The 20,557-nt window shown below is 56.7% G+C and carries 23 protein-coding genes; 11 read left to right on the top strand and 12 right to left on the bottom strand.

Features of this window, described 5'->3' with window-relative positions; genetic code table 11:
- Window positions 1-81 precede the first annotated feature (81 nt).
- From ACYZTM_RS08990 to ACYZTM_RS08980, 3 genes are all read right to left on the bottom strand, one after another.
- Window positions 82-837, bottom strand: coding sequence for a DeoR/GlpR family transcriptional regulator (locus ACYZTM_RS08990; RefSeq protein WP_007916700.1), 756 nt, complete (start codon window positions 835-837; stop codon window positions 82-84).
- A gap of 83 nt (window positions 838-920) precedes the next feature.
- The gene (gene glpK / locus ACYZTM_RS08985) at window positions 921-2,426 is read right to left on the bottom strand and encodes a glycerol kinase GlpK (protein ID WP_461988220.1); all 1,506 of its coding nucleotides are present in this window, start codon (window positions 2,424-2,426) and stop codon (window positions 921-923) included.
- A 75-nt stretch (window positions 2,427-2,501) separates the two neighbouring features.
- Window positions 2,502-3,353 carry an MIP/aquaporin family protein gene (locus tag ACYZTM_RS08980; protein WP_131060892.1) on the bottom strand — a complete coding sequence of 284 codons (852 nt, stop codon included), beginning with the start codon at window positions 3,351-3,353 and terminating at the stop codon, window positions 2,502-2,504.
- Window positions 3,354-3,723: 370 nt separating this feature from the next.
- Between ACYZTM_RS08980 and ybaK the strand changes: the two genes are divergently transcribed.
- Window positions 3,724-4,194 (top strand): Cys-tRNA(Pro) deacylase, encoded by a 471-nt coding sequence (gene ybaK / locus ACYZTM_RS08975; protein ID WP_461988218.1) that lies wholly within the window; start codon window positions 3,724-3,726, stop codon window positions 4,192-4,194.
- Window positions 4,195-4,300: 106 nt separating this feature from the next.
- Complete coding sequence (locus tag ACYZTM_RS08970; RefSeq protein WP_461988216.1) at window positions 4,301-5,083, top strand: PhzF family phenazine biosynthesis protein; 783 nt, start codon at window positions 4,301-4,303, stop codon at window positions 5,081-5,083.
- Window positions 5,084-5,198: 115 nt separating this feature from the next.
- Here the strand turns inward: ACYZTM_RS08970 and ACYZTM_RS08965 are convergent, their stop codons facing one another.
- Together ACYZTM_RS08965 and argF are read right to left on the bottom strand one after the other, a co-directional pair.
- A complete protein-coding gene (locus ACYZTM_RS08965) occupies window positions 5,199-6,308 on the bottom strand; it encodes an ABC transporter ATP-binding protein (RefSeq protein WP_131060890.1) in 1,110 nt (369 codons plus the stop codon).
- Window positions 6,305-7,225, bottom strand: coding sequence for an ornithine carbamoyltransferase (gene argF / locus ACYZTM_RS08960; protein ID WP_131060889.1), 921 nt, complete (start codon window positions 7,223-7,225; stop codon window positions 6,305-6,307). The genes ACYZTM_RS08965 and argF overlap by 4 nt, the downstream gene beginning before the upstream one ends.
- Before the next feature lie 493 nt (window positions 7,226-7,718).
- Between argF and ACYZTM_RS08955 the strand changes: the two genes are divergently transcribed.
- From ACYZTM_RS08955 to grxD, 5 genes are all read left to right on the top strand, one after another.
- Window positions 7,719-7,925 carry a hypothetical protein gene (locus tag ACYZTM_RS08955; protein WP_131060888.1) on the top strand — a complete coding sequence of 69 codons (207 nt, stop codon included), beginning with the start codon at window positions 7,719-7,721 and terminating at the stop codon, window positions 7,923-7,925.
- Entirely contained in the window at window positions 7,906-8,241 is a 336-nt protein-coding gene (locus tag ACYZTM_RS08950; RefSeq protein WP_131060887.1) for a hypothetical protein, read from the top strand. Before ACYZTM_RS08955 ends, ACYZTM_RS08950 begins: the two co-directional genes overlap by 20 nt.
- Before the next feature lie 146 nt (window positions 8,242-8,387).
- The gene (locus ACYZTM_RS08945; protein WP_131060886.1) at window positions 8,388-8,678 is read left to right on the top strand and encodes a hypothetical protein; all 291 of its coding nucleotides are present in this window, start codon (window positions 8,388-8,390) and stop codon (window positions 8,676-8,678) included.
- Window positions 8,679-8,812: 134 nt separating this feature from the next.
- Window positions 8,813-10,921, top strand: a complete 2,109-nt coding sequence (locus tag ACYZTM_RS08940; protein WP_461988212.1) for a molybdopterin oxidoreductase family protein — start codon at window positions 8,813-8,815, stop codon at window positions 10,919-10,921.
- A 97-nt stretch (window positions 10,922-11,018) separates the two neighbouring features.
- Window positions 11,019-11,360 carry a Grx4 family monothiol glutaredoxin gene (gene grxD / locus ACYZTM_RS08935; protein WP_010457686.1) on the top strand — a complete coding sequence of 114 codons (342 nt, stop codon included), beginning with the start codon at window positions 11,019-11,021 and terminating at the stop codon, window positions 11,358-11,360.
- Window positions 11,361-11,536: 176 nt separating this feature from the next.
- Here the strand turns inward: grxD and bfr are convergent, their stop codons facing one another.
- A complete protein-coding gene (gene bfr / locus ACYZTM_RS08930) occupies window positions 11,537-12,010 on the bottom strand; it encodes a bacterioferritin (RefSeq protein ID WP_010457685.1) in 474 nt (157 codons plus the stop codon).
- Between the two features lie 199 nt (window positions 12,011-12,209).
- Window positions 12,210-12,428, bottom strand: a complete 219-nt coding sequence (locus tag ACYZTM_RS08925) for a bacterioferritin-associated ferredoxin (RefSeq protein WP_131060883.1) — start codon at window positions 12,426-12,428, stop codon at window positions 12,210-12,212.
- A 313-nt stretch (window positions 12,429-12,741) separates the two neighbouring features.
- On the opposite strand from ACYZTM_RS08925, the gene ACYZTM_RS08920 reads away from it, so the two are divergent.
- Window positions 12,742-13,344: a peroxiredoxin gene (locus ACYZTM_RS08920; protein ID WP_131060882.1), complete on the top strand. Its 603-nt coding sequence runs from the start codon at window positions 12,742-12,744 to the stop codon at window positions 13,342-13,344.
- A gap of 77 nt (window positions 13,345-13,421) precedes the next feature.
- Here ACYZTM_RS08920 and rnt read toward each other — a convergent pair whose 3' ends face one another.
- Window positions 13,422-14,099 (bottom strand): ribonuclease T, encoded by a 678-nt coding sequence (gene rnt, locus ACYZTM_RS08915; protein WP_131060881.1) that lies wholly within the window; start codon window positions 14,097-14,099, stop codon window positions 13,422-13,424.
- A complete protein-coding gene (pyrC, locus tag ACYZTM_RS08910) occupies window positions 14,096-15,142 on the bottom strand; it encodes a dihydroorotase (RefSeq protein ID WP_131060880.1) in 1,047 nt (348 codons plus the stop codon). The genes rnt and pyrC overlap by 4 nt, the downstream gene beginning before the upstream one ends.
- A 157-nt stretch (window positions 15,143-15,299) precedes the next feature.
- Here pyrC and ACYZTM_RS08905 point away from each other — a divergent pair, with 157 nt between their 5' ends.
- Window positions 15,300-16,208, top strand: coding sequence for a flagellar protein MotY (locus tag ACYZTM_RS08905; RefSeq protein ID WP_461988208.1), 909 nt, complete (start codon window positions 15,300-15,302; stop codon window positions 16,206-16,208).
- A gap of 129 nt (window positions 16,209-16,337) precedes the next feature.
- A complete protein-coding gene (locus ACYZTM_RS08900) occupies window positions 16,338-17,555 on the top strand; it encodes an argininosuccinate synthase (RefSeq protein WP_007898502.1) in 1,218 nt (405 codons plus the stop codon).
- Between the two features lie 181 nt (window positions 17,556-17,736).
- On the opposite strand, the gene ACYZTM_RS08895 is transcribed toward ACYZTM_RS08900, so the two are convergent.
- Window positions 17,737-18,306: a hypothetical protein gene (locus ACYZTM_RS08895; RefSeq protein ID WP_461988206.1), complete on the bottom strand. Its 570-nt coding sequence runs from the start codon at window positions 18,304-18,306 to the stop codon at window positions 17,737-17,739.
- Window positions 18,307-18,913: 607 nt separating this feature from the next.
- On the opposite strand from ACYZTM_RS08895, the gene ACYZTM_RS08890 reads away from it, so the two are divergent.
- A complete protein-coding gene (locus ACYZTM_RS08890) occupies window positions 18,914-19,540 on the top strand; it encodes a response regulator (protein WP_461988204.1) in 627 nt (208 codons plus the stop codon).
- A gap of 71 nt (window positions 19,541-19,611) precedes the next feature.
- On the opposite strand, the gene ACYZTM_RS08885 is transcribed toward ACYZTM_RS08890, so the two are convergent.
- Both ACYZTM_RS08885 and nth read right to left on the bottom strand, forming a co-directional pair.
- Window positions 19,612-19,791, bottom strand: coding sequence for a PA3496 family putative envelope integrity protein (locus tag ACYZTM_RS08885; protein WP_007898493.1), 180 nt, complete (start codon window positions 19,789-19,791; stop codon window positions 19,612-19,614).
- A gap of 107 nt (window positions 19,792-19,898) precedes the next feature.
- On the bottom strand, window positions 19,899-20,537 hold the full coding sequence (gene nth, locus ACYZTM_RS08880; RefSeq protein ID WP_131060877.1) for an endonuclease III: 639 nt from the start codon (window positions 20,535-20,537) through the stop codon (window positions 19,899-19,901).
- Window positions 20,538-20,557 lie beyond the last annotated feature (20 nt).

Below are 20,557 nucleotides of genomic sequence, written 5' to 3'. Positions count from 1 at the left end.
CCCACAGGGATTGCGCGGATCCTGTGGGAGCGGGCTTGCTCGCGAAGGCGTCAGTACAGCCGCCAAAGAGGTTGGGGGAGGTTAAACGACTTCGAGTCGAATCTTGTGCTGACTCAACAACTGCGCCAAGGCAGGCACAGGCTGCTGATCAGTGACCAGGCAATCAATCAGACTGATCGGCCCCAAACGAATCATGGCGTTGCGCCCGAATTTGCTGGAGTCAGCCGCCAGAATCACTTGCCGGGCATTGGCGATGATCGCCTGGGATACCCGCACTTCCTGGTAATCGAAGTCCAGCAGGCTGCCGTCTTCATCGATACCGCTGATGCCGACCAGGGCAAAGTCGACCTTGAACTGGTTAATGAAGTCGACACTCGCCTGACCGACCACACCGCCGTCGCGCCGCACATTGCCGCCAGTCAGCAGAACGTCAAAGTCGTCCTTGGCGCTGAGCATCGAGGCCACGTGCAGGTTGTTGGTGATGATTTTCAGGTGGTTGTGATTGAGCAACGCCCGGGCAATCGATTCGGTGGTGGTGCCGATATTGATGAACAGCGAGGCGTGATCCGGGATCTGAGCCGCAATGGCTTCACCGATACGTTGCTTTTCATCGCGCATCTGGTCGGCGCGCATGGCGTAGGCGGTGTTTTCGACACTGGAATCGTAGGCTGCGCCGCCGTGGTAGCGACGCAACAAATTGGCTTCCGCGAGCTGATTGATATCGCGGCGGATGGTCTGCGGTGTAACGACGAACAGCGTAGCCATTTCCTCGATGCTGACATAGCCGCGTTCGCGGACCAGTTCGAGGATTTGCTGCTGACGGGGAGGCAGATTCATGGGGCTTCCTTTGGCTGCCGTGCAAAATTTGCCCATGATGCCGCAGGAATCCGCTCCCGACCAGTTACAACCCTGTTGTTGGCTTATTCAGCGCCTTCATGCGGTTCCCAGTCGCGGGTGCGGCTGACAGCTTTTTTCCAGCCGGCGTAGAGTTTTTCCTTGGCGGTTTCGTCCAGGGTCGGTTCGAATTCGCGTTCGATCACTGCCTTGCCACGCAACTCATCCAGGCTGCCCCAGAAGCCGCACGCCAGGCCGGCCAGATATGCCGCGCCCAGTGCGGTGGTTTCGCGCATTTGCGGACGCTCGACCTGAGTGCCAAGGATGTCGGCCTGGAACTGCATCAGGAAGTTGTTCGCGACCGCGCCGCCGTCCACGCGCAGGGATTTCAAGCGTTCGCCGGAATCCTGTTGCATGGCGTCCAGAACGTCGCGGGTCTGGTAGGCAATCGACTCCAGTGCTGCACGAATAATGTGATCTACGCGAACGCCGCGAGTCAGACCGAACAGGGCGCCACGGGCGTACGGGTCCCAATATGGCGCGCCGAGACCGGTAAAGGCTGGTACCAGATACACGCCGTTGCTGTCCTTGACCTTGTTGGCGAAGTATTCGGTGTCGTGGGCGTCGTTGATGATTTTCAGTTCGTCACGCAGCCACTGAACGGTCGAACCACCGTTGAACACCGCGCCTTCCAATGCATAAGCCACTTCGCCACGCGGGCCGCAGGCGATGGTGGTGAGCATGCCGTGCTTGGACTTCACGGCTTTGTCGCCGGTGTTCATCAGCAGGAAACAGCCGGTGCCGTAAGTGTTTTTCGCCTGGCCTGGCTCGACGCACATCTGGCCGAAGAGGGCCGCTTGCTGGTCGCCGGCGATACCGCCGATGGCGATGCCGCTTTTGGTGTGGCCGTAGATTTCGGACGAGGACTTCACTTCCGGCAGCATCTCGCGCGGAATATCCAGCACCTCCAGCATCTTCGTGTCCCACTCAAGCGTGTGGATGTTGAAGAGCATGGTGCGCGAGGCGTTGGTGTAGTCGGTGACGTGCACCTTACCGCCGGTAAATTTCCAGATCAGCCAGCTGTCGACGGTGCCGAACAGCAGTTCGCCTTTGCGCGCGCGTTCGCGGCTGCCTTCGACGTTGTCGAGGATCCACTTGAGTTTGGTGCCGGAGAAGTACGGGTCGATGACCAGGCCGGTGGTGTCGCTGATGTATTGCTCGTGACCGTCGCGCTTGAGTTGCTGGCAGATCTCGGTACTGCGGCGGCACTGCCAGACGATCGCGTTGTAGATCGGGCGGCCGGTGGTCTTGTCCCAGACCACGGTGGTTTCGCGCTGGTTGGTGATGCCGATGGCCGCGACCTGGTCGTGATGCAGGCCGGCTTGAGCCAGGGCCTCGACCATCACGGCGCTTTGGGTGGCAAAGATTTCCATCGGGTCGTGTTCGACCCAACCGGCTTGCGGGTAATGCTGGACGAATTCGCGCTGGGCGGTGCAGACCACGTTCGCGTCACGGTCGAAAATGATCGCGCGGGAGCTGGTCGTACCCTGATCAAGGGCAATGATGTAGTTCTTATTCTGAGTGTCGGTCATGTCGATTGCCTTGGACGAAAAAAGGGAGTGAGGTCCGGCGCGCGATCTTATGGGCAGGATCACACGCCTACGGTATCAAGAAGTTCTTGGTTTGCCGTCAATGGCCGGTGTTGCGTCCTTTGTAGCAGGTGTGGCGTTGGGCAGATGACGGGCAATCAGCCCGCGATAAGCTGCAGCGCCGAGGCAGGCACCGACAATCGGTGCAAAAATTGGAATCAGGAAATACGGGATATCGCGCCCGCCAGTGAGGGAAATTTCACCCCAACCGGTGAGGAATGTCATCAGCTTCGGACCGAAATCACGCGCCGGGTTCATCGCAAAACCGGTCAGCGGACCCATCGAGCTGCCAATCACTGCAATCAGCAGGCCGATCAGCAACGGTGCCAGAGGCCCCTTTGGCAGACCATTGTTGTCGTCGGTCAGAGACATGATCACGCCCATCAGGATGGCGGTGATGATCACTTCAACCAGGAAAGCCTGGGCGGTGGACAGGGCCGGGTTGGGGAAGGTGGAGAACACCGACGCCAGTTCGAGGCTGGCCTGGGTGCCACGAACCATATGGTGAGTTTGTTCGAAATCGAAGAATAAATTGCTGTACAGCGTGTAGACCAAAAATGCCCCGCAGAACGCGCCAGCAATTTGAGCGAGGATATAAAACGGCAGTTTGCGCTTTTCGAAGTCAGCGAAAATGCTCAGGGCAATGCTCACGGCAGGATTGAGGTGAGCCCCGGAAACCCCGGCGGTCAGGTAGATTGCCATGCTCACGCCGACGCCCCAGATGATGCTGATTTCCCACAAGCCAAAGCTGGCACCCGCGACCTTGAGCGCAGCAACGCAACCAGTGCCAAAAAAGATAAGCAGTGCAGTGCCCAGAAACTCGGCCATGCATTGGCTTGAGAGCGACGGTTGATGTAAAGCAGTTGTCATTGAAAACCTCATTTTTGTTGTTGTCTGGCGCTTCTTTCGTCATGGCCAAAGCGCGTTTTCCACCGAGGCAGAATCCCCATCCTGTTCTCGGTCTACTGCTGGGTGTTGCGATGACACATTCGTACAGTATTCAGATTCGAAAAAATATAGACAAGAAACGCCGCTGTCAAAGGTCGAAAGTGAACCGTCAGTCACAATTCAACTATTAGTCACGTGAATGAACGTATCGTTCACGCAGCGGCCTCAACCTGGACGAACGGCGCAAGGCACTGCCAAGCCTTTGAAACAGTTGCGCAATAGAGCCTTTTGCCGATCAATGTCCTAGAATCCAGCGCAGGATTTTTCTACTGCCGCCCAGTCTGGAGCTGCCATGACCCCCGCATTGGATTTGTTGAAAAAAGTTCGAGCCGAACATCGCGTGCACAGTTATGAACATGATCCGAAGGCTGCGTCCTATGGGCTGGAGGCCGCGGAGAAACTGGGACTGGACCCGGCGCAAGTGTTCAAGACCCTGCTGGCAGCCAGTGAGAAAGGTGAATTGTTGGTGGCGGTGGTGCCGGTCGTCGGAAGTCTGGACTTAAAGCATCTGGCTCATGCAGCGGGCGTGAAAAAAGTCGAAATGGCCGATCCTACCGCTGCGCAACGCGCGACGGGTTATCTGTTGGGCGGTATCAGTCCGTTGGGGCAGAAGAAGCGTTTGCGCACTTTCATCGACAATTCGGCTCAGCCCTTTGCCAGCATTTTTGTCAGCGCGGGGCGACGAGGGCTGGAAGTCGAATTGGCACCCGCGGTGCTGGCCGAACATACCCAGGCAAAGTTCGCTGATATCGGCCGTGCCTGACGAGGGCTTCCGGCCCGGCGCTGTATGGTGGAAATTGACGGGCTCTGTCACTGGTGTCGGGTTGTCGGCAGCTTCATGCTCCGTGGCCTGACAAAGGGAGAAGGTTATGCAGCTTGAGTTTCATCAGGTCGATGCGTTCAGTGATCGGCCGTTCAGTGGCAACCCGGCGATGGTGTATCGGCTCGAAGCCTGGCTCGCCGATGAGTTGATGCAGAAGATCGCCGCCGAGCACAACCTCGCCGAAACCGCCTTCATGGTGCGTGAAGGGCAGGGCTGGCACATTCGTTGGTTTACTCCGGCCACTGAAGTGCCGTTGTGTGGTCATGCGACCTTAGCCAGCGCGTATGTGTTGTTCGAAATCCATAAGGAACCGGTCGAGCGCCTGGACTTCATCTGCAAATCCGGCTCGTTGAGTGTGAGTCGTGAGGGTGGACGGTTGTGGCTGGATTTCCCGGCCATCGTGCCGTCTGAAGTGGGCGTGACCCTGGATGTCGAACGCGCCTTGGGCGTCGGAGTAGTCGATGTGCTGGGTTCAAATGAATTGTTCGTGGTGCTGGAGTCCGAGCAGGCTGTACTCGATTGTCAGCCAGACATGGTCGCGCTGGCCAAGCTGCCGTGGCCGGGCGCAATCGTCACCGCCAAGGGCAGCAAGCATGATTTCGTGTCCCGATATTTTGCCCCGGCGATCGGCATCAATGAAGACCCGGTGACCGGTTCGACCCATTGCAGTCTGATCCCGTATTGGTCGAAGCGGCTGGGCAAGTCGAGTCTCAGCGCTTATCAGTGCTCGAAGCGAGGCGGGGAGTTGTTCTACCGGCTGGAAGGGGATCGAGTGAAGATTGGCGGGAATGCGACGCTGGTTGCGAGTGGAACACTGACGTTAGGCTGACGAAAATCCAATGTGTGTGCGGGCTTGCTCGCGAAAGCGGTGTGACAGTCAATGATGATGTTGACTGATACACCGCTTTCGCGAGCAAGCCCGCACACACATTTGTACGTGTGTATCAGCTGGCGGTGCTGTAGCGGCGGACACCGGACTCTACTACCGGAATCTGCGCCGCCGTGCTGCCCGACGCCTGGAACAACACAAGGTGTTCAGCCTCGACGCGAATACCGACCTCGGCACCGACTTGATGATCAGCATGGCTCGGGAAAATCGACTCCAGTTGTGCACCGGTAGGCATCTGCAAACGGTACAACGTGGACGCACCCTGGAAAGACTTGCCGACAATCCGCGCCTTCAAACCACTGTCGGGTGCGTAAACGATATCGTCCGGGCGCAATAACACGTCCACCGCGCTGCCAGTCGGCCAGGTATAGGCACGATTGCCGCGCAGTTCACCCAACTCGGTCAGCACCGATTCCGGGCTGCTCAACTGGCCGCGGATGAAATATCCCTGGCCAATGAAGCTGGCCACATAAGGCGTCAGCGGTTCGTGATACAGGTTGTAGGGCGTGTCCCACTGTTCCAGCCGGCCTTCCTTGAAAACCCCCACGTGATCGCTCACCGCGAAGGCTTCCTCCTGGTCGTGGGTCACCAGAATCGCGCTGGTGCCTCGGGCCTTGAGAATATCGCGCACCTCATGGCTGAGCTTGCGCCGCAGTTCGCCATCGAGGTTGGAGAACGGTTCGTCGAGCAACAGCAATTGCGGTTCCGGTGCCAGTGCGCGGGCGAGTGCGACACGCTGTTGCTGGCCACCGGACAACTCATGCGGGAAGCGCTTGCCCAGGTTTTTCAGGTTGACCAGTTCCAGCAGTTCTTCGGTGACGCGATCCTTTTGTGGATGCTTGCGGATTCCGAAGGCGATGTTTTCGGCCACGCTCAAATGTGGAAACAGCGCGTAGTCCTGGAACACCATGCCGATGCGGCGTTTCTCAGGGGCGAGGGTGAAACCGGCGCGTGAGATAGTCTCGCCCGCCAGCGTGATTTCGCCTTCGTGTACCGGTTCGAAACCGGCAATCGCCCGCAGCGTGGTGGTCTTGCCACAGCCCGAAGAGCCCAGCAGGCAACCGATATCGCCGGCATTCAAGTGCAGGTTGAGGTTCTGCACCACTCGCTGGTCTTGATAGCCGCAGGCGAGGTTGCGCAGGTTGAGCAGTAATGGATGGCTCATGCGTGGTGGTACGAAGGCGGGACGAGAAACTCGAGCAGGGCCTTTTGAGCGTGAAGACGGTTTTCCGCTTGATCCCAGGCCACGGAGCGCTTGTCATCGAGCACGTCGAGGCTGATTTCCTCGCCACGGTGGGCCGGCAGGCAGTGCATGAACAATACATCCTCGGCAGCCAGGTCGAGCAGGGCGCGGGTGACCTGGAACGGCGCGAACAGCTTCAGGCGTTTGGCGGTTTCTTCTTCCTGGCCCATGGAGGTCCAGACGTCGGTACTTACCAGATGAGCGCCGCGCACGGCCTCCTTCGGATCGCGGACGATGGTCACGCGATCACCGGCCTTGGCCACGAATTGCGGATTGGGTTCAAAACCTTCAGGGCAGGCGATGCGCAACTGGAAGTCGAACTGGATCGCCGCTTCTATATAGCTGTTGCACATGTTGTTGCCGTCGCCGATCCAGGCCACGGTCTTGCCCTGGATCGAGCCGCGATGTTCGAGGAATGTCTGCATGTCGGCCAGCAACTGGCACGGGTGCAGGTCGTCGGACAGGCCGTTGATCACGGGTACGCGGGAGTTGGCGGCGAATTCGGTCAACGTGCTGTGGGCAAAGGTACGGATCATCACGGCGTCGAGCATGCTCGACATCACGATGGCGCAGTCGCCGATCGGCTCGCCACGGCCCAGCTGTGTGTCGCGCGGCGACAGGAAGATTGCCTGGCCACCGAGCTGGATCATGCCGGCTTCGAACGAAATACGGGTACGGGTCGAGGATTTCTCGAAAATCATCCCGAGCACGCGGTTTTTCAGAGGCTCGAACAGTACGCCGCGGTTACGCAGGTCCTTGAGCTCAACGCCTCGACGGATCACGCTGACCAGCTCTTCGGGCGTGCAATCCATCAGGGAGAGAAAGTGCCTTGCGCTCATCATTGACTACCTTTTTGCAACAGACCGCAGATACTCAAAGCCTTGTTTAACTGAAAAACGGGCGAGACCTGCGGCGTAAGCCGCACGGGGCGACGAAATAGGGGAGGCGCGATATTGACATTAAATGTCGCGTTTTTCCAATAGGGGCTGTTTTTACAGCTTCCAAACATGTTTCAAGCTTTACAACCCTTTGAGCTGTGCGCCGTGGCATTGATCCAGGTTGCGCAGGCCCAGAGCAACATTTGTACACGTTGCCGAAGCTGGAATGCAATAAATGCCGTGATCAGCTCGCCATCCGGCCAAGAGTGACAGACCCGTTGAGCAGGCTCTCTGCCCTCGAACTGCGCTGCGTCAGTGGCGCCGTTTCAAGGTGGCGGAGTCGTTTGCTGTTACGTTTTCAGGTGCCGGGTATTGGGTTGCGCTCAGGTATTATCCGCCCCATTGCGGATTCTCGACTGAGTAAAGTCAAACACTCCCAGGGAGGGAGCGCTGTATGGCGATCAATAAAACCGGACACGCTGGCCTTACACGACTTCGTCGTGTTTCCCCCGCATTCGATATGGCAGTGATTTCCACGGTCATGGGCTTCGCGATTATCGCCAGCACGATTTACCCGGGCGTTCCGAGTGCGGTGGTTGGCGCCATCGTCGGCGCTTTTATCGGCGTGAAGAATTTCAAAGATGACGCGATTGCAGATTGATTCGACCCAGTTTTTGGTATTGGGGGGATTGATCGCAATTGGAATCTATCTGGGGGCTTCACTACTCGCCCGATCGACGCCCGACCTGAAGCATGGCGCTGCCTTGGTGGTCGCGTGGTTCACAGTGGTGAGCGTCATTGATATTGCTTTGCAGGTCTATCAAGCCGAGCCTCATCAGTTGGGTATCCTTGCAAACCAGAAAGCGATCATCCTGATCGGGTCCGGCGTCATGCTTTGGCTGGCTGTCGGCGGAATATGGACGGCATTGACCTCACCACTTAAAAAGAAGGCGTTGAAGATTTCTCAGCCTCAGTGAGGTTTCAGTGAAGATGTCTGTACGGCCGTACTCATGTTTTTACAAAGCTTTAAGGCGCCGGCTGTCACTGTGTCTGGCTTGAAACATTTGCTTATGCAAAGTGCTGGGTTATAACTAACTCACGAGCGACGCAGGAAGCCTTCGGAATGGAATCGAAAGAACAGCTATTAATGGATTTACTCGGCCTCACGGCCCGTTCCTTGACCCACCTCACTGCTTCCATGACGTCGATGTCCTTCGAATTGATGCGCAGTGAAGACGAAGTGACCAAGGCGGCCGGTCGACGCATGATCGACCGCATGGCCACCATCAGCGCCGGGCTCGACGAGCATTGGCGACTGATCGGCGAGCTCACCGGCGTACATGTCGCCCAGGAACAGATCGAAACCATTCAGGAAATCCAGTTGCAGGCGTCACCCAGGTTGCCGCCGAACTGATTGTGCGCGGCCATCGGCTGGCCTGATGGTGGCCGATTCACAAGACGAACGTCGCTGGCGCAGTCGCGGGTCACGCGCCATAGTTTTGTTCCCGCGGCTGATATTGCCCGCCCAGAACAAAACAGAGACTGGCCATGACCAAGACTCTCCATTACCGTGCCTGCCACCTGTGTGAAGCCATCTGCGGCCTGACCATCGAGACCTCCGAGGTCGAAGGCAGCGGCGTGCAGATCACCTCGATCAAAGGCGATCCGCTGGATACGTTCAGCCGTGGGCACATCTGCCCCAAAGCGGTTGCCCTGCAAGACATTCAGAATGATCCGGATCGCCTGCGTCAGCCGATGCTGCGAGTGGGCAGCGAATGGCAGCCTATCGAATGGGAAGACGCCTTCAGCCTTGTCGCTGAACGCCTGGCGGCGATTCAAGAGCATCACGGGCAGAACGCGGTGGCGGTTTATCAAGGCAACCCCAGCGTGCACAACTATGGCTTGATGACCCACAGCAACTACTTCCTGGGCCTGCTGAAAACCCGCAACCGGTTTTCCGCGACCTCGGTCGATCAGTTGCCTCATCACCTGACCAGCCATTTGATGTACGGCCACGGCTTGCTGTTGCCGATTCCGGACATCGACCATACCGATTTCATGCTGATTCTTGGCGGCAATCCACTGGCTTCCAATGGCAGCATCATGACCGTGCCGGATGTGGAAAAACGCCTGAAGGCGATTCAGGCTCGGGGCGGCAAAGTGGTGGTGGTCGATCCGCGTCGCAGTGAAACGGCAGCGATTGCCGATCAGCATCTGTTCGTGCGCCCCGGTGGCGATGCAGCGCTGTTGTTCGGGTTGCTCAACACCTTGCTCACCGAAGGCCTGACCCGCGACAGCCATTTACCGGTGGATGGTCTGGATGACGTGCGGCAGGCGATCGCAACATTTACAGCCGACACCATGAGCCCCTTGTGCGCGGTGCCGGCAGAACAGATTCGCCAACTGGCCCGGGATTTTGCGGCGGCGCCGACAGCGGTCTGCTATGGCCGGATGGGCGTCTCGACCCAGGCTTTCGGCACGCTGTGTCATTGGCTGGTGCAACTGATCAACCTGGTCACCGGCAACCTCGACCGCGTTGGCGGTGCGTTGTGCACCGAACCTGCGGTGGATCTGGTGGCCTCGACGTCGGGCGGGCATTTCAATCTGTGGCAGAGTCGCGTGTCCGGGCGTCCCGAGTACGGCGGCGAGTTGCCGGTGTCGGCCCTGGCAGAAGAGATGCTGACGGGTGGGGAAGGGCAGGTCCGTGCGCTGATCACCGTGGCTGGCAATCCGGTGCTGTCCACGCCCAATGGCCGGCAACTGGAGCAGGCCCTGGACGGGTTGGAGTTCATGGTCAGCATCGACCTGTACATTAATGAAACCACGCGCTATGCCGACCTGATCCTGCCGTCGACCTCGGCGTTGGAAAACGATCACTACGACACTACGTTCAACATGTTCGCGGTGCGTAACGTGACCCGTTTCAACCGGGCGATCCTGGGCAAACCCGAAGGTGCGTTGCATGACTGGGAGATCTTTGTCGGCCTGGCCCAGGCCTTTGCGGCGAAGACCGGCAAGGAGCTGAAACCGACCATTCCACCCGCGCAGATGATCGATCGTGGTCTGCGGATGGGGTCTTATGGCGATGCTTCGCCACACAAGCTTTCGTTGGCGACGCTGTTCGATCACCCGCATGGCGTCGATCTGGGGGCGCTCAAATCCAACCTGGCCCCGCGTTTGAAAACCGCCAACCAGCGAGTCCAGGCCGCACCGGCTGCGATCCTCGCCGACCTGGCCCGCTTCGCCGCGCTGCAAGCACCGGCCGCCGATGAATTGCTGATGATTGGCCGCCGTCATGTGCGCAGCAACAACTCGTGGATGCACAACTATCACCGTTTGGTGAAGGGCAAGCCGCGCCATCAATTGTTGATGCACCCGGACGACCTGGGCAGTCGTGGACTCAACGATGGGCAGCGCGTGCGGGTCAGTTCGCGGGTCGGCGTGATTGAAGTTGAGGTGGTCGCCAGCCTGGATATGATGAAAGGCGTGGTCAGCCTTCCTCACGGTTGGGGCCATGCGCGCCCGGGCGTGCAGATGACAATCGCCAGTGGTCAGCCGGGCTCCAGCGCCAATGACCTGACCGATGAATGTCAGCTCGACGAGTTGTCGGGGAATGCGGCGTTGAACGGTGTTCCGGTGACCGTGGCGGCGGCTTGATCGTGTCTGTCGGGGAGACCGAGCATGGCGCTCGGCTTTCCGTTACAATGCGCCACCGTGCCGACCCTTGAGTCGGAAAGTTCAGCCGAGGTGCTCCATGGATATCATCGAAACGATTAAAGAGCAGATTGCTAACAACACCATTCTGCTTTACATGAAAGGTTCGCCGAATGCCCCGCAGTGTGGCTTCTCCGCAAAAGCCGCGCAGGCCGTGATGGCATGTGGTGAAAAGTTTGCGTACGTGGACATCCTGCAGAACCCGGAAATCCGCGCCAACCTGCCAAAATACGCCAACTGGCCAACCTTCCCGCAACTGTGGGTCGGTGGTGAGCTGGTCGGCGGTAGCGACATCATGACTGAAATGTCTGCTGATGGTTCGTTGCAGGCCACGATCAAAGCGGCTGTTGAAGCAGCTGCTGCCAACAAGACCGAAGCCTGATTCGGTACCTTTTGTAGAAGCGAGGCTTGCCCGCGAAAAGGGCGCCTCGGTCTATCAGGAAACACCGCGTCATCGTTCTTCGCGAGCAAGCATCGCTCCTACAAGATCATTAAAAAGCCCCGCCTCTTTAAAAGAGTGCGGGGCTTTTTATTGTCTCGAGTTGAGCGGGCGCTAACTTACTCTTCGCCCATCTGCGATTGCAGATAGTTCTCAAGACCGATTTTATCGATCAGGCCCAGTTGGGTTTCCAGCCAGTCGATATGTTCTTCTTCGGATTCAAGAATGTCTTCGAGCAGTTCGCGGCTACCGAAGTCGCCAACGGTTTCGCAATGAGCGATAGCGACCTTGAGGTCGGCATGACCGGTTTTTTCGATCCGCAGGTCACACTCAAGCATTTCCTGGGTGTGTTCGCCGATCTGCAGCTTGCCCAGGTCCTGGACGTTCGGCAGGCCTTCAAGGAACAGGATGCGCTTGATCAGCTTGTCGGCGTGTTTCATCTCGTCGATGGATTCGTGGTACTCGTGCTTGCCGAGCTTGTTCAGACCCCAATCTTCGTACATGCGCGCATGCAGAAAGTATTGATTGATCGCGACCAGCTCATTGGCAAGGATCTTGTTGAGATGCTGGATGACTGTAATGTCGCCTTTCATGATGGGGTCCTGCCTTGTATTAGCTGTTTATAAGGCTGAGTTTGAGCCGCACAACTAAGAGTGTCAAACCTAAGTTGTTGAAACTTAAGTGAAAATTAATCGGAATAAGAATGTTTGTGTTCCGCGTCTAGCGCGTAAGCAGTTGATTTTCAGGCATAAAAAAACCGGACATCAAGTCCGGTTCTTTGGAATACGGTATTTACGCGGCAGTAAATTCTACAGGGAAAGGAATCGCACCCTGGGCCGATTGTAATTTGGTCAGGGTTTCACGCACCACTTCCTTGGCAAGGCAGGCGCATTTACCGCATTGACTGGCTACGCCGGTAGCCTGACGGACTTCTTTATAGCTGCAGCAACCGTCATAGATTGCATCGCGGATTTGACCGTCGGTGACGCCAGTGCAGAGGCAGACATACATAAGTGAGAACCGTCGCTGGTTGTGACTCAATTGCGATGGATCTTAATGTTAACGAGAATGATTGTCAAAGTGGTTTCTGAAAGCTTTGCGTTATAAGCGCGTGAGACTGACGAACGGTTTTCCCTAGGCGATCTGCCATTAGCTGTCGCGCCAGCCAATTTGATGCACCGGTGAAAAACCGTTGAGGACAGCTCAAAAACGCCGTGTATGATGGTCGGTCCTTGCGAAGGGGGTCGTGTCACAGGGCTGTCGCCTGAGGGTGGCAGGCTGACGCGAACCCAGTTCTTCGCGTTAATAGACCAGGAGATATTCAATGAGCGTACTCGTAGGCAAACAAGCCCCGGACTTCACCGTACCTGCCGTTCTCGGCAATGGCGAAATCGTAGACAGCTACACCTTGTCCTCGGCCATCAAAGGCAAATACGGCCTGGTGTTCTTCTACCCACTGGACTTCACCTTCGTTTGCCCATCCGAGCTGATCGCTCTGGACAACCGCATGGCTGACTTCAAGGCTCGTAACGTTGAAGTGGTCGCGGTGTCGATCGATTCGCACTTCACCCACAATGCATGGCGCAACACCCCGGTGAACAATGGCGGCATCGGCCAGGTTCGTTACACCATGGCTGCCGACATGAAGCACGAAATCGCCAAGGCCTACGACGTTGAGTCCGAAGGCGGCGTGGCTTTCCGTGGCGCGTTCCTGATCGACGATAAAGGCGTTGTCCGTTCGCAGATCATCAACGACCTGCCGCTGGGCCGTAACATGGAAGAGCTGATCCGTCTGGTCGACGCGCTGCAATTCCACGAAGAGCACGGCGAAGTTTGCCCTGCCAACTGGAAAAAAGGCGACAAAGGCATGAACGCTTCGCCAGAAGGCGTCTCGGCTTACCTGACCGAGCACGCTGCGGCGCTGTAAGCCCAGGCGTCAGGCATAAAAAAACCGGCAGATGAGGCCGGTTTTTTTATGGGCGGGATTAAATCCAGCGACCGTGATCAGTCGTTGAAGTCTTCCCAGCCGCCCATTTGTTTCCAGCGATTGACGATGCCGCAGAACAGCTCGGCCGTCTTCTCGGTGTCGTAGCGTGCCGAGTGAGCCTCGCGCCCGTCAAAGTCGATGTCCGCCGCCTGGCAGGCTTTGGCCAGTACGGTTTGACCGTAAGCCAGACCGGCGAGGGTCGCGGTATCGAAGCTGGAGAACGGATGAAACGGGTTACGTTTCATGTCCAGACGCGCGACAGCGGCGTTGAGGAAACCCAGATCGAAGCTGCTGTTGTGCCCGACCAGAATGGCCCGTTTGCAGCCGTTGGCTTTCAGGGCTTTGCGGATGCCACGGAAGATGTCGGTCAACGCGGCTTCTTCGCTCACTGCCATTCGCAGCGGGTGATCAAGTTTGATCCCGGTGAATTCCAGCGCGGCCGCTTCAATGTTCGCGCCTTCAAAAGGCTCGACACGGAAAAAATAGGTGTGATCGGGGAACACAAACCCTTTTTCATCCATGGCGATAGTGGTCGCGGCGATTTCCAGCAAGGCGTCAGTGGCAGAGTTGAAACCACCGGTTTCAACGTCGACAACAACTGGCAGGTACCCACGGAAGCGAGCAGCCATCGGGTGGCGGGAACCACCTCCGCCGCCTTGACCGTCCTGTTCGTCGTCGAAATGGTCTTCACTCACGCGTGTTCCTCCAGCAGGCGCCAGCGCAGTTTTTCACCGGCGCGCAGCGGGATTACGGTCAGCTCGCCAAATGGCAGGCTGGTTGGGGCGGTCCACTCATCGCGGACCAGGGTGATGCGATCGGTGTTTACCGGCAAGCCATAGAAGCGCGGGCCGTTGAGGCTGGCGAAGGCTTCGAGCTTGTCCAGCGCGTTGCGTTGTTCAAAGGCTTCGGCGTACATCTCGATCGCCGCATAAGCGGTGTAGCAACCGGCACAGCCGCAGGCCGCTTCTTTGGCGTGCTGGGCATGCGGCGCCGAGTCGGTGCCGAGGAAGAACTTGTCGCTGCCGCTGGTGGCGGCGTCGAGCAGGGCTTCCTGGTGGGTATTGCGCTTGAGGATTGGCAGGCAATAGAAGTGCGGCCGAATCCCGCCCACCAGCATGTGGTTGCGGTTGTACAGCAGGTGATGCGCGGTGATGGTCGCGCCAACGTTGGCCGAAGCCTCGTTGACGAACTGCACGGCGTCCGCGGTGGTGATGTGTTCGAACACCACTTTGAGCGTCGGGAAACGCTCGACCACACGGCGCAGGTGCTCATCGATGAAGATTTTTTCGCGATCGAAAACGTCGACATCGCCACGGGTGACTTCACCGTGAACCAGCAAGGGCATCCCGACTTCGGCCATGGCCTCAAGTGCAGGGAAAATCTTGTCGATGCTGGTGACACCAGAGTCCGAGTTGGTGGTCGCGCCGGCCGGGTACAGTTTGGCGGCGTGAATGAAACCGCTGGCCTTGGCCTCGCGAATTTCTTCGGGCTGGGTTCGGTCGGTCAGGTACAGCACCATCAACGGTTCGAAACGACTGCCGGCCGGGCGTGCAGCGAGAATCCGCTGGCGATAGCCGTCGGCTTCAGCGGCGTTACGCACCGGAGGTACCAGGTTGGGCATGATGATGGCGCGACCAAAGGTGCGCGCGACATCCGCAACGGTATTGGTCAACACAGCACCATCGCGAAGATGAATATGCCAGTCGTCGGGACGCAGCAGGGTCAGGCGGTCGGACATGAGGGGATTCCAGGCGGGTCAAACTGAGGGGAATGCTACCGGAAAAGACTCTCTCAGGCACTCGCTATCAAGTTTTGCAGGAACCTTCCGATATCCAACAGGTACGCCGCAAACATGTGTGTCGGTCTTTTTGTTGTAGGAGCCAGTGGAGCCTCCCGTGCGCCAGCGTTATTTAGCCTTGCTCAGTGTGTTTGCCAGCCTCCCTGCGATGGCGCTCACTTTCCAGACCCGTCTGGAGAGCATCGAGTGGACGGTCGAAGGTGACAAGTTCGAATGCCGCCTGACTCAACCGATTACCGATTTCGGTTCGGGCGAATTCGTGCGCCGTGCCGGCGAGCAGGCGACGTTTCGTCTGAAAGCCTACAACGCGATTATCGGCGGTGGGTCCGCGACCCTGCTGGCGGCCGCTGCGCCGTGGCAGCCGGGACGTGGCGACATCAACCTGGGTTCGGTGAGAATCGGCAGCGGCAACGTGTTGTTCAACAGTTCGCAAGTTCAGGCCGGGCGCCTGATCAGCGGGTTGATGGACGGCCGCAGTCCGGTCATTCGGCATTCCTCAGGCGATGGCCGCGTGTCTGAAGTGCGCCTGTTGCCGGTCAAGTTCAACAAGGCGTTCAACGACTATCAGGTGTGCGTTGCGAAACTGCTGCCGAAGAATTTCGAGCAGGTCAAACAGTCCGAGATCGGCTTCCCGGGCGAAGGCGTCGATCTCGATCCGCAAGCCAAGTCTCAGTTGCAGGTGATGCTGGAGTTCATGAAGGCTGATCCGACGGTCAATCACATCGAACTCGACGGACACTCCGACAACAGCGGCAATCGCCTGACCAACCGCGAGCTGTCACGCCGCCGGGCGTTGGCGGTGATGGACTATTTCAAGGCCAATGGCATCCAGGAATCGCAGATCACCATGCGTTTTCACGGTGAGCGTTACCCTGTGGCGCCGAACACCAGCGGCACCAACCGCGCGAAGAATCGCCGGGTCGCAGTGCGCCTTGAGCGGGTGGCACCGACCGAGAAAGTGGCGCCTCAAACCACGACGCCGGGAAGCGCCCCGGCGACTTCCTGAACCCGCTGAAATCGTCGCTCGCTCGACAGAGTCTGTCGCTTCGTCGTCATAAGCTGTCGCGCCTCTGTAAATTATTCCGTATGACCGGTAGACTTCACGGCTTTCCGTAGAACCCCGTGGAGTGATGGCATGGCGGACGTAAACAAGGTCGTTCTGGCGTATTCCGGCGGCTTGGACACTTCGGTGATCCTCAAGTGGCTGCAGGATACTTATAACTGTGAAGTGGTGACCTTTACCGCTGACCTGGGTCAGGGCGAAGAGGTCGAACCTGCACGCGCCAAGGCACAGGCCATGGGCGTGAAAGAGATCTACATCGACGATCTGCGCGAAGAATTCGTGCGCGATTTCGTTTTCCCGATGTTCCGCGCCAACACCGTTTACGAAGGCGAGTACCTGCTGGGTACTTCCATCGCTCGTCCGTTGATCGCCAAACGCCTGATCGAAATCGCCAACGAAACCGGCGCTGACGCCATTTCCCACGGCGCCACCGGCAAAGGTAACGACCAGGTTCGTTTCGAACTGGGCGCCTACGCCTTGAAGCCAGGGGTGAAAGTGATCGCTCCGTGGCGCGAATGGGACCTGCTCTCCCGTGAAAAGCTGATGGATTACGCTGAGAAGCACAACATCCCGATCGAGCGCCACGGCAAGAAAAAATCCCCGTACTCGATGGATGCCAACCTGCTGCACATCTCCTATGAAGGCGGCGTGCTGGAAGACACCTGGACCGAGCACGAAGAAGACATGTGGAAATGGACCGTCTCCCCGGAGAAGGCTCCAGACAAGGCGCAATACCTGGAACTGACCTACCGCAACGGCGACATCGTTGCACTGGACGGTGTCGAAATGACTCCGGCCACCGTGCTGGCGACCCTGAACCGTATCGGTGGCGAACACGGTATCGGCCGTCTCGACATCGTCGAGAACCGTTACGTGGGCATGAAGTCCCGTGGCTGCTACGAAACCCCTGGCGGCACCATCATGCTGCGCGCTCACCGTGCGATCGAATCGATCACCCTGGACCGCGAAGTGGCTCACCTCAAAGACGAGCTGATGCCTAAATACGCCAGCCTGATCTACACCGGTTACTGGTGGAGCCCTGAGCGTCTGATGCTGCAACAGATGATCGATGCTTCCCAGGCACACGTGAACGGCGTTGTGCGCCTGAAGCTGTACAAGGGCAATGTGATCGTCACCGGTCGCAAGTCCGACGAATCGTTGTTCGATGCCAATATCGCCACCTTCGAAGAAGACGGCGGCGCCTACAACCAGGCCGACGCGGCGGGCTTCATCAAGCTCAACGCCTTGCGGATGCGCATTGCTGCAAACAAAGGCCGCAAGCTTTTCTGAGACTTTTGAAGCTGCAACGACGGTAATGGAAATGTGGCCTTGTCGATGACAAGGCCACATATTTGAAAAAGGGAATATTCCTGCCGGGCATTATGTTTCAGCTTTCTTGTTGTTACATATACGATTTTGTCTGCTTTCGCTCTCTGATCGTCCTTCGAGATCTGTCTTCTGCTATCGGTACTCAAGCCATAGTCGTCATGCCATGTGAGCTCAAATTGTAAGCAACCCAGAACGTAGTGCTGTTGCGCTTCTTTGTTTGTTTCGAATGCTTGTGTGCGCCTTCCTTTAGTAATGCCTCTGAATTGGTACACGTGAGAAACACAATCACACGTGCAGGGTTTTGCTGTGGTTGCCGGACCTTCTCCATCAAGGTGTTGAAATCCATTTTGCTACTCATCCATCGTGCGTCGATGATGTGCAGATCCTTTAGCAAGATCGTTGAGCGTACGTGATGGTCAGTCACATGCGCTGGTGTGTTGCTTTGCGAGTGATCGGCATCGGTCATGGCCTTTATGAAGTGCTTTCCTTTCTCGAAATCAGAGGGCGCGTAAAGCGATCGATAGTTGAAGTTGAGTGTGGCGAAGAATAGAAAGAGCAAATAAAAAGGGAAGCTGATAAGAAACCAGATATAGATTTCTCGTTCCTCATTGTCGAGAAAGGGAAGAGAAATAGCAGCCGATGTCTCAGACATCGTTGCAAATATCGCAATGATTGTCATGGGGTTGGTAATTTTTGTTTTGAATTTTGTCATATTTTTTGCTCATGAAAGAATGTCTTTTCTCGATAGATTTATGGAGAGTCTCCGGGCTTTGGTAAGTTGGGTGTAGCAGGGGAGGCGTTGTACTTTTTTGGTGGTGTCCTTTAGTTGGTTTATTAGTGGTTGCCATAGTAGCTGTATTGTTTGTGGGTCGGGTACTGTTGTTATTCTTGTTTTAATAGGTGTTGGTCGGTTTTTTGTTTTTGAAGTGTTGCTTTATGTTGGGTTTGTTGTAATGGGTTAAGTGGGTTGAGTGGGTAAGTTTTGGTTTTAACTATCTAGTGTGAATCTTGATTTGACAAGATCGGTTACTTTTCTAGCGTAGCTCAATCGTCAGCGCTTGTCGGATCACTCGGATAGAATCCTGTTTCTTTGATTTCCCGATGTAAATCGATACAAAAATATTCTAAAAAGCGCAGCGCTGACAGGACGGTAAAATTTAAGACACACAGTATTTGTCTGATTTTTGTAGGACTTATCCTTCTTGTTTGTAGGGAATGTCTCTCGGTGCAGGTGGCCAAGGGGGGCGGCATGCCACGGATGAAACGACTAGGCTATTGTGCGGGCTCTAAAAATTCGAACAGCGAAATTGGACTTGCCCATGAATAAAGTGCTGATCGTGGATGATCACCCCGTCATTCGTCTTGCGGTACGTATGCTGATGGAGCGTCATGGCTACGAAGTCATTGCAGAAACAGATAACGGCGTGGATGCGTTACAACTAGCCCGCGAACTTATGCCGGATATTGTCATTCTGGATATTGGAATACCCAAGCTGGATGGGCTGGAAGTCATAGCGCGCCTGACATCGACGGCGATTCCTATTAAAGTTCTGATATTGACCTCTCAGGCCCCCGGGCATTTTTCCATGCGTTGCATGCAGTCGGGTGCTGCGGGATATGTCTGCAAACAACAGGATCTCACTGAATTGCTCAGTGCGATAAAGGCCGTACTCTCTGGCTACAGTTACTTTCCGAATCAAGCGCTGCACACCGTGCGCTCAAGTCTTGGGAATGCCAGTGAAGCCGATATGGTTGATCGTCTGTCCGGGCGCGAAATGATGGTGCTGCAACAGTTGGCCCGAGGAAAGACAAACAAGGAGATTGCCGATGGAATGTTCCTCAGCAATAAAACCGTCAGTACTTACAAGACCCGCCTGTTGTTAAAACTCAATGCTCGCTCCCTGGTCGACCTGATTGAGCTGGCTCAACGCAATGGACTGGTATGAGTGCAGTGGAGATTGAGGGATTGGCACTTAGTAAAAAGCCTCCGTTTCGGGAGGCTTTTAGGTGTCAAAGGTCAAAGGTCAAAATCGTAATCGGCCAATTGCTTTTGCAGTCGGCGCTCCTCCAGCAGATTGTCGATGGTGCGGCGTTTGCTCAGGTTGGTCTTCGCCACTTCAACCACCGGTTCGGCGTCATCGGCCTCAACGGGTGTGAAGTCGTCTTCTACGTCCAATTGCTCTTTGCCAGTGCTCATAAGGTTAACTCCAGGCTAAGACTGCCTTTGGCGCCCCTTATATCGACAATCTCCCGGCGGGTAAAAAAGATTTTTTCAATCGATACATCAGTAAATCTAATAGCGCCTCAATCGTCCGAGGTCTTTTGCTTGTATTCGCACAGGTCTTCGATCCGGCAGCTACCGCAACGAGGCTTGCGGGCCAGGCAAACGTAGCGTCCATGAAGGATCAGCCAATGGTGGGAATCGAGCAGGTATTGCCTGGGGACAAACTTCATCAGCTTCATCTCTACCTCGACCACGTTCTTGCCTGGCGCAATGCCCGTTCGGTTGCTGACCCGGAAAATGTGGGTGTCCACGGCCATGGTCAGCTGGCGAAAAGCCGTATTGAGTACCACGTTGGCGGTCTTGCGGCCGACGCCGGGTAGCGCTTCCAGTTCCTCTCGGGTTTGCGGTACTTCACCGCCATGGCGCTCCACCAGTAAACGACAGGTTTCGATCACGTTTTTCGCTTTGCTGTTAAACAGTCCGATGGTCTTGATGTATTCCGATAGCCCTTCAACCCCCAAGGCATGAATCGCCGCCGGCGTATTGGCCGCCGGGTAGAGTTTGGCGGTGGCCTTGTTCACGCCGACATCGGTCGACTGGGCAGAGAGAATGACGGCAATCAGCAATTCGAACGGCGAGGAATAGGCCAGTTCGGTCTTCGGTTCCGGGTTGTCTTCGTGAAACCTGCGGAAAATTTCCAGACGTTTTGCGGCATTCATGGGCAGTGCGTTTCCTCGAA

Source organism: Pseudomonas sp. MDT2-39-1 (genome assembly GCF_054898085.1).
Note: the sequence above shows the minus strand (reverse complement) of the source record. Positions and strands in the feature narration are given on the sequence as shown.

Bases quoted from the DNA above. Each gene is read 5' to 3' on its own strand.
- ACYZTM_RS08990 (WP_007916700.1), bottom strand. From the start codon at position 837: ATGAATCTGCCTCCCCGTCAGCAGCAAATCCTCGAACTGGTCCGCGAA.
- glpK (WP_461988220.1), bottom strand. From the start codon at position 2,426: ATGACCGACACTCAGAATAAGAACTACATCATTGCCCTTGATCAGGGT.
- ACYZTM_RS08980 (WP_131060892.1), bottom strand. From the start codon at position 3,353: ATGACAACTGCTTTACATCAACCGTCGCTCTCAAGCCAATGCATGGCC.
- ybaK (WP_461988218.1), top strand. From the start codon at position 3,724: ATGACCCCCGCATTGGATTTGTTGAAAAAAGTTCGAGCCGAACATCGC.
- ACYZTM_RS08970 (WP_461988216.1), top strand. From the start codon at position 4,301: ATGCAGCTTGAGTTTCATCAGGTCGATGCGTTCAGTGATCGGCCGTTC.
- ACYZTM_RS08965 (WP_131060890.1), bottom strand. From the start codon at position 6,308: ATGAGCCATCCATTACTGCTCAACCTGCGCAACCTCGCCTGCGGCTAT.
- argF (WP_131060889.1), bottom strand. From the start codon at position 7,225: ATGAGCGCAAGGCACTTTCTCTCCCTGATGGATTGCACGCCCGAAGAG.
- ACYZTM_RS08955 (WP_131060888.1), top strand. From the start codon at position 7,719: ATGGCGATCAATAAAACCGGACACGCTGGCCTTACACGACTTCGTCGT.
- ACYZTM_RS08950 (WP_131060887.1), top strand. From the start codon at position 7,906: ATGACGCGATTGCAGATTGATTCGACCCAGTTTTTGGTATTGGGGGGA.
- ACYZTM_RS08945 (WP_131060886.1), top strand. From the start codon at position 8,388: ATGGAATCGAAAGAACAGCTATTAATGGATTTACTCGGCCTCACGGCC.
- ACYZTM_RS08940 (WP_461988212.1), top strand. From the start codon at position 8,813: ATGACCAAGACTCTCCATTACCGTGCCTGCCACCTGTGTGAAGCCATC.
- grxD (WP_010457686.1), top strand. From the start codon at position 11,019: ATGGATATCATCGAAACGATTAAAGAGCAGATTGCTAACAACACCATT.
- bfr (WP_010457685.1), bottom strand. From the start codon at position 12,010: ATGAAAGGCGACATTACAGTCATCCAGCATCTCAACAAGATCCTTGCC.
- ACYZTM_RS08925 (WP_131060883.1), bottom strand. From the start codon at position 12,428: ATGTATGTCTGCCTCTGCACTGGCGTCACCGACGGTCAAATCCGCGAT.
- ACYZTM_RS08920 (WP_131060882.1), top strand. From the start codon at position 12,742: ATGAGCGTACTCGTAGGCAAACAAGCCCCGGACTTCACCGTACCTGCC.
- pyrC (WP_131060880.1), bottom strand. From the start codon at position 15,142: ATGTCCGACCGCCTGACCCTGCTGCGTCCCGACGACTGGCATATTCAT.
- ACYZTM_RS08900 (WP_007898502.1), top strand. From the start codon at position 16,338: ATGGCGGACGTAAACAAGGTCGTTCTGGCGTATTCCGGCGGCTTGGAC.
- ACYZTM_RS08895 (WP_461988206.1), bottom strand. From the start codon at position 18,306: ATGACAAAATTCAAAACAAAAATTACCAACCCCATGACAATCATTGCG.
- ACYZTM_RS08890 (WP_461988204.1), top strand. From the start codon at position 18,914: ATGAATAAAGTGCTGATCGTGGATGATCACCCCGTCATTCGTCTTGCG.
- ACYZTM_RS08885 (WP_007898493.1), bottom strand. From the start codon at position 19,791: ATGAGCACTGGCAAAGAGCAATTGGACGTAGAAGACGACTTCACACCC.
- nth (WP_131060877.1), bottom strand. From the start codon at position 20,537: ATGAATGCCGCAAAACGTCTGGAAATTTTCCGCAGGTTTCACGAAGAC.